The following is a 14,604-nucleotide window of genomic DNA, read 5'->3' on the forward strand; positions in this document are numbered from 1 at the left end:
CATGACTAAGCTACGTAGCGATACCCTGCTTTGCGTGGACGACGATACCAACATGCTGCGCATGTTCGAACGCATCCTGGGGCGCAAACACAAGGTGCTGACTGCCTCGTCCGGCGAACAGGCCCTGGCCGTGCTGGCTGAAAGCTCCGATATCGCCGCCATCGTGTCCGATTACAACATGCCGGGCATGGACGGCGTAGAGCTGTTTAAACGAGCACTGGATATATCGCCCGATAGCGTGCAGATCATGTTGACCGGCAATCTCGACCTGGAAGTTTCCATCAAGGCCATCAACGAAACCGCCATTTTTCGCTATCTGCCCAAGCCCTGCCCGACCGCCGTGCTGCAAAAAGTCGCGGAAGACGCGCTGAAACAATATCAGCTGCTCAGGGATAAACGCCGTGTCGAGCTGGAGTTGAAACAAAAAAACCGGGAATTGGCGACCAGTAACGCCACTCTGGAAAAACAAAAATATCTGCTGGAACTCGAACTGGACATGGCCAAAACCGTTTACGGCAATGTGGTATCGCATCAGCACGAGCAACTCGACGGCCTGGATTATATTAGCGTCCCCAAGCAGGAAGTCGGCGGCGATTTCCTGCTGACTTATACAGGCAAGCACAGAAAATCGTTTTACCTAATGCTGGGGGATTTGACCGGACACGGTTTGCAATCGGCATTAGCCGTTTTATTGGTGGCCGAATGTTTTGAACTCAACTGCCAATCTCAGCCCGACCTCGAATCATTGGCCATGAACATCAATGCCAAAATGCGCGCCAAACTACCCATCGGTTTATTTTGCGCGGCGACCCTGATCAAACTGGACTTGATCGAACAACGCCTGATGCTGTGGACGGGCGGCATGCCCGAGGGCTATTTTCTGGATGCCGGCGGCCGCATAGCCGACCGCATGGCGTCGGCCAATCTGCCGCTGGGCGTATGCGGCGAACAAAATTTTGCCGGCACCTCGTTCAGTTATCCGATAGCCGACGTGCACGGCCTTTTCCTGTACACCGATGGCGTCAGCGAACAAATAAACCTTGTCGGGCGCCAATTTGCTGAACCGGGCTTGCAAAATGCCATCAAAGATACCCCAGCCGAATTACGCAGGGTGGATTTTGTGATGACACGATTGAAACAACATCGGCAACAGCAAGAGCAATCGGACGATATTTCGCTGCTCGAATTAAACCTGCCGCGAATTTGCAAGGCATTGGAGCAGTGATGACCTCTTCAAGCGATATTAGCCGGAAAATCCTGTTTGTCGACGACGAAGTCCTGGCGCTGAACAGCATGAAGCGCCAGCTCAGGCGCAAATTCGACGTCAGCGTGGCGGAAAGCGGCGCCGAGGGGCTGGCGTTGATCGCCGAGCAAGGCCCGTTTGCGGTGGTGGTGTCCGATTACAATATGCCCAACATGGACGGCGTGCATTTTTTAAACGCCGTCCATCAATGCCAGCCCGAAACGGTCCTAGTCATGTTAACCGGCTTGGCGGACTTCGATCTGGCCGTTGAAGCGCTGAACAATACCCATATCTCCCGCTTTCTGAACAAACCCTGCCCGCAACAACTATTGCACGATACCCTGACCGACGGTCTGGAACAATACCGTTTGCGCATCTCGGAACAGTTGCTGCAGGCGCAATTACGCCAAGCCAACCAGGAACTCAAGCTGTTGAACGGCGAGTTGGAGCAATTGGTGGCGGAAAAGACCCGCGCGCTGCAATTGCAATACCGGCATGTCGCCAATCTAGCCCGCATGACGCATTCCCAGGCGGTCATAAGCGCCTTGATCAGCGCGGTGACCGAACTGACCCGGCTTGACAGCATGAGCTTGTGGCTGAGTCCGCAAATCGATCAACGTTTCAGCCGCCACCACCCCTTGACCTCGGCAGCGGACGAATTCGATATTTCCGCCTGCCCGGCCGGCGTGATGAGCGACATGTTGCACAACCGGAAAATCTGGTTGCACAACGCCGTGTCCGGCGCGCGACTCAACGACTTCGACAAAACGCTGTTTCCCGGCCACCCCCTGATGTCGATCCCCTTGCACGGCAAGAAGGGTTTATTGGGCATATTGAATCTGGCCGGCGCGCCAAGAACCTTTTCGACCGATATATTGGAAGCCTTGTCCGGCATAGTCGACGTCACTAGCACGGCGATACAAAGTCACTGGAACCGAGAGGCTTTTGAAGAAGCGCAGGATGCCATCATCACGGCATTGGCCAAATTATCCGAATATCGCGACCCGGAAACCGGCGCGCATTTACTGAGGCTAAAAAAATACTGCGGACTGATTTGCCGGGAATTGGCCAATAACCCAGCCCACAGGGAAAGCGTCACCCAGGAATTCACCGAAGATTTGATCCGTTCCTCTCCCTTGCACGACATAGGCAAGGTGGGTATACCCGATGCCATCCTGAAAAAACCCGGTCGCTTGACGGCGGAAGAATTCGAAATCATGAAAAACCATGCCGCCATCGGCGGCGATACCCTGCGGGCGGTCTACGAACGCTATCCATCGCAAAGCTTTATCAAGCGCGGGATGGAAGTGGCCTACTGCCACCATGAGAAATGGAACGGCAGCGGCTATCCGATGGGTCTGAAAGGCGAGTCCATTCCGCTGGCGGCCAGGATTTTGGCGCTGGTGGACGTGTACGACGCCCTGAGCAGTCGGCGGGTGTATAAGCTGCCGTTTCCGCGCGAACAGGTAAAAATCATCATTCAGGAAGGTTGCGGAACGCATTTCGACCCCGATATCGTCGCGGCTTTTTTGGCCGCCGAAGACGCCTTTAATCAAATCGCCAAGCAATATGCGGATATCGTCTAAGGATTCCGCCACTGATAATTTCGCTATTAATATCCCCCGGAAGCTGTCGTAAAAGCCCTCTCTCCTCGCGGGTTGGGGTGAGGGGGATGAAAACTAATAAACTATTGTTTTATATACCCTCATCCTAACCTTCTCCCCGTGGGAGAAGGGACTGTTTCGATTTTTACGACAGCCTGCGGAGGGAGATGGTACAGCATGCGGAGTAGAGATGTGACGGCCTATCGATCAATAAACCGTGCCGACCGCTCTAAATATCAGCACCGCCCCGACTACCTTACCGTCGACGCACATCGGCTGGGCCGAACAGTCCGCCGCCAGGGCGCTGCCATCCTTGCGGCGGAAGGTATCGGAACCGCGGCGGGCATTGCCGTGGCGAAATGCATGATAAGTACAACATGTTTCATCGGCACCGGTCGTACCGGGATGCAGGGTGGCGCAGACGTCCCGGCCCAGCAGTTCCTCCTGATCGTAGCCCAGCATGTTCAGGGCCGTCGGATTGACGAAGGTGCACAGGCCTTCGCCGTCCACGCCGATAATGCCCTCGCCGGCCGATTCCAGCAGCAGCCTAAAGCGGGCCTCGCTGGCGCGCAGGGCCGCTTCCGCCCGCTTGCGTTCGCAGAGTTCGTGGTCCATGCGGGCGTTGGCGGATTCCAGTATTCCGCTCTGCTTCTCCAATTGCTCTGTGCGTTGGGCAACCAGTTCTTCCAGGCGGCGGCGGTAATAATACAGTTCCTGGGCGTTCTCCTTGTCCAGCGTGATATCGACCAAAATCCCCTGCAGGCACAGGGCGCCGCGATTTTCGTCCTGCACCACGTTGGCCTCGTCCAAAAACCAGCGCGCCTGTCCGCTGTGCGTAATCAAACGGTATTCGCAACGCAAGGGCGCATGGTTATCATAGGTGGCGGCATAGGCTTCGATGGCGGCGCCCCTGTCCTCCTCGTGCACCCGCCGCAAAAAGCCCTCGCATCCGTCCAGCCAGCTTTCCGCCGCAAACCCCAGTTGCTGGATTTGCGGACTCACGTATAGCAGTTTTCCGGGCGTATCCAGCGAGGCGATGTAGGTAATCGCCGGCATTTGTTCCACCAGACAGCGGTATTTGGCTTCGGCCTCGCGCAGTTGCGCCAGGGCCTCCGCCTTGTCCAGCAGGGCCTGTTGTTCGCGTAGCGCCCGCATCACCACGGCCGGCAGCCATTGCATGGCATCGCCGCCGGAATCGGCGCCCTTCACCACATAATCGCGCGCGCCCAGTTTCATGGCATCCACCGCCACCATGGCGTTATCGGAGCCGGTCAGCATCACCACCGGCATAGGCAGATCGCCGGAATCCTCGGCCAGTTCGGAGAGAAATTCCACTCCGGACAGATCGGGCAGATGATAGTCCAGCAAAATGCAATCTATTTTTTCATCCCGGGCCACTTTCAGGCCCTGGTTGCCGGTTTCCGCCTCAAACAGGATAAACTCGTACTCGCCATGCTGGGCCAGCGCCCGCTTGCAGGCCATGCGGTCTATCTGATCGTCTTCCACCAGCAACAGGCGTATCACCGGCTTGGCGCTTGACTCGGTCATAGCGGCGACTCGCTGATGGTCCAATAGGCGTCGATGGTGCGAATGATTTCGACAAATTGCTGGTATTCCACCGGTTTGCGCATGTATCCCGCCACGCCCAACTCGAAACTTTCCACCTTGTCTTCCTGTTCGTCGGAGGTGGTTAAGGCAATGACCGGAATACGCTTCAAATCGGGCAAGACCTTGATGGCGTGCAGAAATTCGATGCCGTTCATAACCGGCATATTAATATCCAGCAGTATCAAACAAGGTTGCGCGGCTGGGCTGTTCCGCAGGTAGGCCAGTCCTTCCTCGCCGTTTTCGACGTGCACCAGCGGATTGGCCACCCGCAATTCCTTCAGGGCTCGCCTGACCGTCATGGCGTCCACGCTGTCGTCTTCAATCAAAAGTATGGGGTTGCTGTTTATTCTCATGCCGCGAATTAGGTTACAGGTTTAGGGATATTTTCGGAACGCTGAAATAAAACGTGCTGCCTTGACCGAGTTCGGATTCCAGCCACACGCGGCCGCCGCTCTGTTCGACGATTTTCTTGACGATGGACAAGCCCACGCCGGTGCTTTCCACCCGGTCGCGCGGATGCAGGGTTTGAAACAATTGAAAAATACGCTCGAAATGGCGCGGTGCTATGCCGGGCCCGTTATCGGCGACACTGAGTTGCCAACAATCCGCCAGTTCGACGCAGGCTATGTCGATGCGGCCGGCCGGTTTGTCAAGATAGCGGATGGCGTTGGACAACAGATTCTGCAATACCTGATAAATGCAGGTTTTTTCGGCGCGAACGGTCGGCAGATCCGGCGCCACCGAAACCACTATATCCGGCGGCGGCGCCAGCGAATCGATGACATCCCGCGCCAGCTCGTTCAGGTCGATTGCACTGACGGCCTCGTGCACGCGGCCGATGCGCGAATAGCGCAACACGCCGTCTATCAGGGCGTCCATGCGCCGCACGCGCTGGATCAACAGCCGCAGATGTTCCTGGCCGTCCGCATCCAGACGCTCTTGCTGATCGGCGGCTATCCAGTCGGCCAGCGAGCCGATGGCGCGTAGCGGCGCTTTCAGGTCGTGGGATACCACGTAAGCGAAGTTTCTCAATTCCTCGTTAACGGCCTCTAACTCATGAATCATGCGCTTTTGTTCCTCTTCCAACTGCTTGCGGTCGGAAATGTCGTACACGGTAACCAGTACGTGACCGTCTTCGAACGGGCTGATACTGACGTCCGTGGCAAATTCGCCGCCGTCCTTGCGTAAGCAGTACAGTTCCAGACCGCTGCCCATGCGGCGAAACTCCGGATGGTGGGCAAAGTCGGCGCGCTTTTCGCCATGCGAGTCCCGAAAACGCGGCGGAATCAGATCTTCGACAAGCAAGCCGCTGAATTCGGCCAAAGAATAGCCGAACAGGCGCACCGCCGCCGGGTTGGCCAACAGAATGCCGCCGTCCGCGCCAACCACCAGCATCGCGTCGCCGGCGCAGTTCATCAGCCAACGGGCATCGTGTCCATGCAAAATGTCTTTAGCGGGAATCATGCGGGAATCCTTGACTTACCAACAATATCGCCGGGGATCATACAATAAAAGCACCGATAAATGATTTTTCCGTCGAAAAATGGGATAAGCGCACGGCCGGCCACAATCACGGCAAATCTGAGCTCAGCTTGTCGCGTCGCCGAGCGCGATAATCCTCCTAAACGTCAGATTGATACGCGGCTGTTTGGCTTTGCGGGTTTTGGGCAATTCATGCCGCCAGCGGTGTTGCAGCTCGCCGGCCATGATCAACAAATCGCCGTTTCGCAATTCCAAGTCCAGTTTTTGCCCGGTTTTTAGATGTTTAAAACGCAGCAAGCGGCTATCGCCGAAGCTGAGCGAGGCAATCAGCGGATTCAGACCCAATTCCTTTTCATCGTCGGCGTGGCTGCCCATGGAGTCGCCGCCATCCCGGTAAAGATTGGCCAACACACTGTTGAAACCCGCCTTGCAAGCCGCTTCGACTTCACGGCGCAGGCATTGTAACGCCGCCGTCCAGGGCAAGGGCAGGTGGTCGACGCCGGAATATTTATAGTGCGCGCAAGGGTCGCCGTACCAAGCCGTCAAGCGCGGTACGTTTACCCATCGGCCGTGGATGAAGACCTGCTCCCGCCGCCAAGCCAACTCGCGATACAGGGTTTGATAAGCCGCATCGGCTTGCCCGGCGCTGTAAAACCCGGGCAGGTGATACAACTCGCCGTCAAACGGCGCCAAATTCGGCAATTCGAGCAATTGCAAACTTAGCCTTTCAATTGACCAGCACGATAATCAACTGCGCCGCCACTATCCGCAGAAGCATGACCAGCGGATATACGCTGGCATAGGCCAGCGAAACCGCCGCCGAGCCGTGCAGATTGTTGGCAAACGCCAGCGCCGGCGGGTCGGTCATGCTGCCGGCCAGCAAGCCGCACAATGACAGGTAATTCAACTTGAAGACGATGCGGCCGAACAAGGCCACGATCAACAAAGGCAGCAAGGTGATCAGACTGGCGCAGGCCATCCAGTAAAAGCCGCTGCCGTTGAATAGGGTCTCCAAAAACTCGTCGCCGGAATGCAATCCCACGCAAGCCAGAAACAATACGATACCGATGTCCTTCAGGATGATGTTGGAGCTTTTGGGTAAGTGCCAGGTCATGGTGCCCCAATTGCCGATCCGGCTCAGCATGATGGCGACCAGCAAGGGGCCGCCGGCCATGCCGAGTCTTAATTCGGTAGGCACGCCGGGCAGATAAAACGGCCAACTACCCAGCAAGACCCCCAGGCTGATGCCGATAAAAATCGGCATGACTTGAGGATGGTCAAGCGCTTCCAGCGAATTGCCCAAGGCTTTTTCGATGTTGTCCAACGCCTCCTGACTCCCCACCACATTCAATTCGTCGCCGAAATGCACGTGCATGGCGCTGGTCGGGGTAAATTCGACATCAGGCCTATGCACGCGCGAAATAGTCACTCCATAACGCAGACACAATTTGCCTATGGTCTGGTTGATGGCCGCCTTATTGGTGACCAATAAGCGCTTGCCGAGCAAATTTCCGGGAACTTCCTGCAGATTGATATCGGCATCAGGGCCGATGAGGATTTTCAAGCGCCGAAGCGGTTCCGCTTCGCCCACCAGCCGAATGGTATCGCCCGACATCAAAGGCGTATCCCGGCCGGCGATTTCCACTTCGCTGGCACCCTTGCGCAGAATGCGGGTTATCACCACTCCCATGCCTTCGAAGAAGGGAATTTGCGCTATGGTCAAGCCGTTCAGATTGGGGTTGTCCACCACCAGATCCTCCCAGACCGGTATTTGCGCCTGTTGCCGTTGATGGCGGGCAAAATCTTCGGCCTCCTTGTCTACCTGAACGTTAAACAGGCGCTTGACCAGCAGCATGGACAAAATAATGCCGACGATGCCGAACGGATAGGCCACGGCATAGGCCAGACCGGGCATTTTCAGGGTTCCGCCGTCCACATCGGGCAGACTGCTCAACACCTGTTGCGCGGCAGCCAATGAAGGTGTGTTGGTGGTGGCTCCGGAAAACAAACCGACCGCCACCGGCATCGGAATCTCGCCGACCACGCTGATCGCCACCGCGATCAAGGCACCCAACACCACGATGGCGGCCGCCATGCCGTTGAGTCTCAGGCCGTATTTGAAAAACGAGCTGACGAAACCGGGCCCCACCTGTAAACCGATGGCATAGACGAACAACACCAAACCGAATTCGCGCAAAAAATGCATCACCTCGGCGTTGATCGTCAAATCGTAATGCCCGAATATCAAGCCGGAAAACAGCACGCCGGCTATCCCCAAGCGAACTCCCGCCACTTTCAGTCCACCCAATACCAAGCCGCTTGCCACGACCAGACTAATTACCAACATGGCATGGGGCACGGAATCATGCTGAAACAAATCGGCAATCCAGGGCATCGGAAACCTTTTGGCAAGTTATGGGAGAATTGGAATTACTGTTTGCCATATTGGCGGCCGCCTGCTTATCATGAGGCCCGGCCAAGGCATTAACAGCCTTGAATTGTACAACAAGCCCATGAGGTGATCATTATGAACGCAATTGGTAAAACCGCTATCGGCCTTGTATTCGCACTTTTACTTTCGCCCGCCCGGGCCGCCGACATCAATGCCGGCAAAAGTCGGGCGGCCGCCTGCATGGGCTGTCACGGCAGTGCCGGCGTCAGCAACAGCGGCCTGTTCCCCAGTCTGGCCGGGCAGAGCCGTACTTACCTGGAAGCGCAACTGAAACATTTCCGCTCGGGCGAGCGCGTCAATGCCACCATGAACGCCATGGCCAAGGATTTAAAGGATGAGGAGATACAAAATCTGGCGGCCTACTATGCCGGCTTGCCGGGCAAATCAGCCGGTGGAGACGCCAAACTGGCGGCGGCGGGCAAGGAAAAAGCCGCCATGTGCATGGGCTGTCATGGCAACGAACTGCGCGGCAACGGCCAATTCCCCAAACTGGCGGGCCAGCATCCGGACTATATCGCCCGCCAATTGACGGATTTCAAAAGCGGCGCCCGTAAGGCCGGCCCGATGAACCCCCTGGCGCAAAGCCTGTCCGAAGACGACATCAAGGCCCTGGCCGAATACGCCGGTTCGCTGCACTAAGGCTTCTCGTCTGCCCGCCCACGACAGGAGGCATGGCCCAAGGATTCCGCCCAAATTGAGAAGTGATTAAGGTCGGAGTCCTTAACTCCTATCGATTATCTTGGTGGCGGCGGCGGATCGCCCGGTGGGGGAGGCGGAATCGGCGTACTTGCCCCGTACGCCGGTACCGGGTATGCATCGCTGAAGCGACCGGACACCGGCACCCGATGCCCCTTGCCGTACATGCATTGAACATAGGCGTTGTCATAGCCATCCTGCGTGGCATAAGCGGCTTCCCTGCCCTCGCCCAAGCCCACCATGCTGCCCGCCACCAAGCCCGTGCCGGCACCGATCGCCGCGCCGCCGCCACCTCCCAGGGCCGCGCCGGCCGCCGCCCCCAACGCCGCGCCTACCACGGCGCTGCCGACTCCGCTGTCGGCGGCGGCCTGATTCGGCGTCGCGCCGACTCTGGCGGCCGCATACTGTTGGCAGACATAATCGTCCTGCTGAAATTGTTCGAACGACATTCGCGACCCAGGCAAGGCCATCACGCTGGGACCGCTTGGCATCTGAGCGCAGCCGGATATCAGCAGCAACATGCCGCAGCCGACTATCTTTAATCCGCGATTCATGGCTGTTTTTACTCAACGTTGAGGAACGGGATCGACCTGCCGCCAGCCGGCCGGACAATCCGTTACATAGGGATAATAGCCTTCCGGATTGTTGCAGTAATACCAATAGCCGGCCGGAAATTGTTGCCGCGCCATGGGCGGCGCCGGCCGCTCAATATACACTGGTGGGCTGGACGGCACGGTCACCACGGTGGGCGGATAATAGGGTTGATATGGGTAGGGATAATACGCCCGAGGATATAGCGGCAAACCAAAGTAGAAACCGTAGCGCGGATAAGCGTGAAACCCGCCGCCCCAATGACCGCCATGACGGTGCCGGTGGTCAGCCTGAACCGCGCCGCCGGCTAAAATCGAACCAACCAACAGCAAGAAAACAATAGGTTTTAGCATTTTAACGACCCCCAAATTCGGATAAGGCAATGCGCCGACTCGACTGATACAGGCAACCGGGGCGTTTGAACCCGCCCTATAATTGCAAACGCGAACGCGCAACCTTATCGCCGGTCCCTTACCGTTGGCTTAACATATTTTCGCCGTAGCCTATATGGATCGGCGGAAATATGTTACTAAATATGGCTTGGTATCAATCAAGCAAGAAGTCCGCAAAGCCGATTCAATATTCCCGACGCATTAAACTGGCTGAAACATGGTTACTTTTAATAAAGACGCTCAGAATTCGCTTCCGCCGGCCGGCCGGCTACTCGCGCTTACGCTGTCACATAACGGGGCGGCGGCGTGATCGGGCAATTCGGAACCATAGAGTTTCATAGCTCGCTGAGCCGGAAAAAAATTACTCGCCGGATGAATATCCGGGAAAACCTGACGGCCGGCAGCGGCGGCGATCTGGTTCTTGACGGGCCCGACGTGGGAAGAACCCATCTGAGCATTGCCTTCGACGATAACGGTTTTCAGATTGCCCCCATCGGCAACGCCCCGGTATCCATCAACGGCAAACCCATCCATCAGGCCAGTACAGTGATCGATGGCGATTGGCTTGCGCTGGGAACCACGTTGTTTCAAATCCGACTACCCGAGCAATCCGCAACCACCCGGCCAACCTCGCCGCATCGAACCGAGCCCGTGGCAGCCTATCCGTCTAAGTCCAGTATTCTGACCATGGGACGTTCGCCCCAGTGCGATTTCCCCCTGCCCTCCCCGCTGGTTTCGCGCGAGCATGCGCGTATCGTCTCAAGCTCGGATAACATCTTTATCGAAGACCTGGGCAGCACCAACGGCACCTTCGTTAACGGCAAGCGCCTGGAGCGGCGGGTCGCCCTGCATAAGGGCGACAGAGTGTGCATAGGTTCCTTCGCCTTTGTTTTCACCGGCGACGAATTGAAACCGTCTGATTTGTCCGGGCGAGTCAGGGTGGTGGTTAAAGGGTTATACAAAGAGGTGATAGATCACGCCAGCCGGCAGCGCAAGCGTCTATTGGACGATATCAATTTGGTCATAGAACCCGGCGAATTCGTGGTTTTGTTCGGCACCAGCGGATCTGGCAAATCCACCTTGCTGGATGCCATGAACGGTAGGCGTCCGGCCACGGGCGGACACGTGCTGTACAACGATACCGATTTATACAGCTCGTTCGATAGCTTCCGCGCCTCTATCGGCTATGTGCCGCAGCAGGACATCGTGCACCGGAAGATCGTTACCGACCGGGCGCTGACCTATACCGCCAAGCTAAGGTTGCCGAAAGATACGGACGCGACTGAAATTCACAATCACATTCGGCGGGTGTTGGAAAAAGTCAAACTGACCGACAAGGCCCGCGCGCCCATCGATACACCGGCGCCGCTCAGCGGCGGTCAACTCAAGCGTGTCAGTCTGGCCGTCGAACTGGTGGCCAATCCAAACATCCTGTTTCTGGACGAGGCCACCAGCGGTTTGGATGCCGGCACCGACAAACACATGATGAAGCTGTTTGCCGAACTGGCTAATGATGCAAAAACCGTGGTCTGTGTGACCCATAGCCTGGAAAATATCGACGTATGCGATTTGGTCGTACTGCTGCATAAGGGACGGCTGGTGTACTTTGGGCCGCCCCGCGAGGCATGCGCTTATTTTGGCCTTGAGCGTTTGAGCGGAGTCTATGATTTATTGGAGGACGAATCGGTAAGCCCGAGCGAGTGGGCCGAACGCTACCGCGCATCCGATTTGTACGCGCAATATGTGGCCGGCCGCATGCGAAAATCAGCGGATTTTCCGGATGGCGCCGGCCAGACCACGCCAAAAAAATCCTGGTTTGGCTGCGATTTCAGACAGGCGAGCACCCTGACCCTGCGCTATGTAGACCTGGTTTTGGCCGATCGCAAAAACCTGATGATTCTATTGTTGCAGGCCCCCCTGATCGCCGTTTTACTGGGTCTGGTGTGTTCGCTCGAGGGAGACGAGGTGGTCAGGGCGCGCTTGGAAGGCACCATTGCCTTTTTATTGATTTTGTCCGCCATCTGGTTCGGCACCCTGAATTCGGCCCGCGAAGTGGTGAAGGAATTACCCATTTATTTACGCGAACGTTCGGTCAACCTGGGCATAGCACCCTATTTACTGAGCAAATTGTTGCCCCTGGCAATCCTGTGTCTGCTGCAATGCCTGATGTTATTGGGTATCGTGCACGGCATGCTGTCGCTGTCCTTCAGTTTGCCCGGCAGTCTGGCCGCGCTGTTTCTGGCCGCGTTTTCCGCGACCTGCATGGGGCTGGCGGTCAGCGCATTCGTCGACAGCAACGACAAGGCAATAGCGATCGCGCCCATTCTATTGGTGCCGCAGGTGGTATTATCGAACGCCGTGGTACCGCTTGGAAAAGTCAGCCTGTGGGTGGCAAAATCCAGCATGATTTCATTTTGGGCATTGGATGCCATGAAAAACACTCTACCGGAAAAAACCTTGGCACTTAAAGATTTGGCCGGAAACACGGCCGTAGCGTTATCGGAAAACTTGCAACACGACTTGAGCATGGTCGGTCTGCTTGGCTTGGCCTTCATCGCCGTTGCCGTCACGGGCCTGAAACGGAAGGATCGTCCGGCATGAATGACGAAACCGTACTCAGACCCACCAGCCAGACCCAGGCTTCCTATCGGCTCTGCCCCATTTGCGGCGGCTCCAACGAACTTGGCCAGTTAATTCGCGGCGCTTACAACTGCAGCCATTGTCAAAAGGAAATCGCCCATATCGATTACGCCCAAAACGGTGCAATCCGGGGCATTTTCGGCTGGTTGCTGTCGCCCGGCGACGTGGTTTTTTCCCGTTATCAAATCAAGTCCGTGTTGGGCAAGGGCGGTTTCGGCGCGGCCTATCTGGTTGACGATCTGGAACTGAGCGGCAAGCATCGCGCGTTGAAGGAAATACCCGTGCAGATGTTTGACGAGTATGAAACCGCCTTGCTCAGCCGTCTTGATCATCCCGCCATCCCGGACATTATCGACCGACGCATCATCGACGGCATGTGCTATCTGGTGCTGAAGTTCGGCGGTAGCAGCACCTTGGCCAGCGAGCGTAAAAACTATCCCGGCAATCAAATACCGCTGGCAAAACTATTGCCGTGGATGCAGCAACTCTGCGAAGTGCTGACCTACCTGCACGAACAAAATCCGCCCATCATTCATCGCGACCTCAAGCCGGGCAATATTCTGCTGGATGAAAGCGAAAGGATCATGCTGATAGATTTCGGCATTGCCAAGGAAGTGGTCGGGGAAGACATGACCCGCACCTTGGGCAGAGCGGCCAGTTTGCATTTCAGCCCTCCCGAGCAGGTCATGGGCACGGGCACGGATGCGCGGGCGGACATATTTGCCTTGGGAGCGACTTTTTATGCCTTGCTGACCGGCTGCAATCCGCCTCCCGTGCACGAGCGCGTGGCGGGCAAGGAGTTGAAAGCGCCTTCGCAATTCGTCAACAATCTGCCGCCGGCCATCGAGGACGCCATCCTGCGCGCGCTCGAGCTGAACATGAACCATCGCCAGCAGACGATTCGGGAATTTGCCCAAGCTTTAAGCGTCCTAGGCGATGCCGACCTAACCCACCCCCCCCGGCAAAACGATTACGCCGAGCGCACCGTGTTAGGCAACGCTGCGCCCCAGGCCGGCAACGTCCCATCCCGCAGCATCAAATTCAGCAACGATGGCATTGCCGTCAGTCAGGAACCGCTATCGGTCCGCACCGGCAACGCCGCCTCCAGGCAAACGCGCAACGTCGTCATGGCGTTGGGCGCGCTGGCCCTGGTTCTGGCGGCCGCGTCGAGCTGGTTTATTTTGCAACAATCCAAGGACGCGCCCGAGCCCCCGGCGGAACCAGTCGCATTAACGGAACAACCCGCGCCGGTCTCGCCACCGCTACCGGAGCCGGAGCCGGAGCCCAAACCCGTGCCGGCCGAAACCGCCGAAACCCTGCTGCAACCTCAGCCGCAATCCGCCAGCGTAGAGCCAGCGGCGCCTGTCCCGGCGCCATCCACGGATGCGCAATCACCGCCCCCCCCGGCCGACGCCATTAACGCACCCATCACGGCCGAAGAGGCCGTGAAACCCGCCGCGCCGGCCGAACCGCCGCCGGCGCCGAAGCGGGTGGCGAAGATTCCGCCCAAACCGGCCGCCAAGCCCAAGGCAGCCAAAGTAGCCCGCGAGGAAATACGTTCGGCTCCACAGCAATCGTGGGTTATCATCCCCGGCGGCACCCAAAAAACCGATTGATAGCACGATAAAAAATTAAGATGGCGCTTGCCGGGCAATTTGTGGCTTATCGATACTACAATTACCCCCAACCTTCCGCTTGGTTATTTGAAGCGACAGTTGGCGACCGGCGGTATTGGCGGCGCCGGACAGCATAAGCAATACACCATAAATCAAGGAGATCACATCAGATGAAAAAATTAATCAGGGTTACCCCCGTTTTATTGATCGTTTCCAGCCAGTTCATCGTTTCCGGTTGCGCCACCACGGAAGGAAACGACTTATTGAAGGGCGCCGGCGT

The 14,604-nt window shown here is 57.1% G+C and carries 12 protein-coding genes; 5 read left to right on the plus strand and 7 right to left on the minus strand.

The annotated features are described in order from the left end of the window. Position 1: 1 nt before the first annotated feature. Together NP590_RS11600 and NP590_RS11605 are read left to right on the plus strand one after the other, a co-directional pair. Positions 2 to 1,225 (plus strand): SpoIIE family protein phosphatase, encoded by a 1,224-nt coding sequence (locus tag NP590_RS11600; RefSeq protein ID WP_256602554.1) that lies wholly within the window; start codon positions 2 to 4, stop codon positions 1,223 to 1,225. After that, the gene (locus NP590_RS11605; protein WP_256602555.1) at positions 1,225 to 2,829 is read left to right on the plus strand and encodes an HD domain-containing phosphohydrolase; all 1,605 of its coding nucleotides are present in this window, start codon (positions 1,225 to 1,227) and stop codon (positions 2,827 to 2,829) included. The genes NP590_RS11600 and NP590_RS11605 overlap by 1 nt, the downstream gene beginning before the upstream one ends. Before the next feature lie 225 nt (positions 2,830 to 3,054). Here NP590_RS11605 and NP590_RS11610 read toward each other — a convergent pair whose 3' ends face one another. The 5 genes from NP590_RS11610 to NP590_RS11630 form a co-directional block, all read right to left on the minus strand. Continuing rightward, positions 3,055 to 4,395 (minus strand): PAS domain S-box protein, encoded by a 1,341-nt coding sequence (locus NP590_RS11610; protein WP_256602556.1) that lies wholly within the window; start codon positions 4,393 to 4,395, stop codon positions 3,055 to 3,057. Then, positions 4,392 to 4,808: a response regulator gene (locus NP590_RS11615; RefSeq protein WP_256602557.1), complete on the minus strand. Its 417-nt coding sequence runs from the start codon at positions 4,806 to 4,808 to the stop codon at positions 4,392 to 4,394. Before NP590_RS11615 ends, NP590_RS11610 begins: the two co-directional genes overlap by 4 nt. Positions 4,809 to 4,821: 13 nt before the next feature. Beyond that, positions 4,822 to 5,919, minus strand: a complete 1,098-nt coding sequence (locus NP590_RS11620; RefSeq protein ID WP_256602558.1) for a sensor histidine kinase — start codon at positions 5,917 to 5,919, stop codon at positions 4,822 to 4,824. Between the two features lie 123 nt (positions 5,920 to 6,042). Then, positions 6,043 to 6,654, minus strand: coding sequence for an alpha-ketoglutarate-dependent dioxygenase AlkB family protein (locus NP590_RS11625; RefSeq protein ID WP_371927297.1), 612 nt, complete (start codon positions 6,652 to 6,654; stop codon positions 6,043 to 6,045). A 10-nt stretch (positions 6,655 to 6,664) separates the two neighbouring features. Then, complete coding sequence (locus tag NP590_RS11630; RefSeq protein WP_256602559.1) at positions 6,665 to 8,332, minus strand: putative transporter; 1,668 nt, start codon at positions 8,330 to 8,332, stop codon at positions 6,665 to 6,667. Positions 8,333 to 8,464: 132 nt separating this feature from the next. On the opposite strand from NP590_RS11630, the gene NP590_RS11635 reads away from it, so the two are divergent. After that, positions 8,465 to 9,028, plus strand: a complete 564-nt coding sequence (locus NP590_RS11635; protein WP_256602560.1) for a c-type cytochrome — start codon at positions 8,465 to 8,467, stop codon at positions 9,026 to 9,028. 95 nt (positions 9,029 to 9,123) lie between these two features. Here the strand turns inward: NP590_RS11635 and NP590_RS11640 are convergent, their stop codons facing one another. Together NP590_RS11640 and NP590_RS11645 are read right to left on the minus strand one after the other, a co-directional pair. Continuing rightward, a complete protein-coding gene (locus NP590_RS11640; RefSeq protein WP_256602561.1) occupies positions 9,124 to 9,639 on the minus strand; it encodes a glycine zipper family protein in 516 nt (171 codons plus the stop codon). A 12-nt stretch (positions 9,640 to 9,651) separates the two neighbouring features. Beyond that, positions 9,652 to 10,029 (minus strand): hypothetical protein, encoded by a 378-nt coding sequence (locus tag NP590_RS11645; RefSeq protein WP_256602562.1) that lies wholly within the window; start codon positions 10,027 to 10,029, stop codon positions 9,652 to 9,654. A 345-nt stretch (positions 10,030 to 10,374) separates the two neighbouring features. Between NP590_RS11645 and NP590_RS11650 the strand changes: the two genes are divergently transcribed. Together NP590_RS11650 and NP590_RS11655 are read left to right on the plus strand one after the other, a co-directional pair. Further along, entirely contained in the window at positions 10,375 to 12,669 is a 2,295-nt protein-coding gene (locus NP590_RS11650; RefSeq protein ID WP_256602563.1) for an FHA domain-containing protein, read from the plus strand. Further along, positions 12,666 to 14,324 carry a serine/threonine protein kinase gene (locus tag NP590_RS11655; RefSeq protein WP_256602564.1) on the plus strand — a complete coding sequence of 553 codons (1,659 nt, stop codon included), beginning with the start codon at positions 12,666 to 12,668 and terminating at the stop codon, positions 14,322 to 14,324. Before NP590_RS11650 ends, NP590_RS11655 begins: the two co-directional genes overlap by 4 nt. Positions 14,325 to 14,604 lie beyond the last annotated feature (280 nt).

It is taken from the genome of Methylomonas subterranea, from assembly GCF_024505185.1.
Taxonomy (GTDB): domain Bacteria; phylum Pseudomonadota; class Gammaproteobacteria; order Methylococcales; family Methylomonadaceae; genus Methylomonas; species Methylomonas subterranea.

Bases quoted from the DNA above. Each gene is read 5' to 3' on its own strand.
- NP590_RS11600 (WP_256602554.1), top strand. From the start codon at position 2: ATGACTAAGCTACGTAGCGATACCCTGCTTTGCGTGGACGACGATACC.
- NP590_RS11605 (WP_256602555.1), top strand. From the start codon at position 1,225: ATGACCTCTTCAAGCGATATTAGCCGGAAAATCCTGTTTGTCGACGAC.
- NP590_RS11610 (WP_256602556.1), bottom strand. From the start codon at position 4,395: ATGACCGAGTCAAGCGCCAAGCCGGTGATACGCCTGTTGCTGGTGGAA.
- NP590_RS11615 (WP_256602557.1), bottom strand. From the start codon at position 4,808: ATGAGAATAAACAGCAACCCCATACTTTTGATTGAAGACGACAGCGTG.
- NP590_RS11620 (WP_256602558.1), bottom strand. From the start codon at position 5,919: ATGATTCCCGCTAAAGACATTTTGCATGGACACGATGCCCGTTGGCTG.
- NP590_RS11630 (WP_256602559.1), bottom strand. From the start codon at position 8,332: ATGCCCTGGATTGCCGATTTGTTTCAGCATGATTCCGTGCCCCATGCC.
- NP590_RS11635 (WP_256602560.1), top strand. From the start codon at position 8,465: ATGAACGCAATTGGTAAAACCGCTATCGGCCTTGTATTCGCACTTTTA.
- NP590_RS11640 (WP_256602561.1), bottom strand. From the start codon at position 9,639: ATGAATCGCGGATTAAAGATAGTCGGCTGCGGCATGTTGCTGCTGATA.
- NP590_RS11645 (WP_256602562.1), bottom strand. From the start codon at position 10,029: ATGCTAAAACCTATTGTTTTCTTGCTGTTGGTTGGTTCGATTTTAGCC.
- NP590_RS11655 (WP_256602564.1), top strand. From the start codon at position 12,666: ATGAATGACGAAACCGTACTCAGACCCACCAGCCAGACCCAGGCTTCC.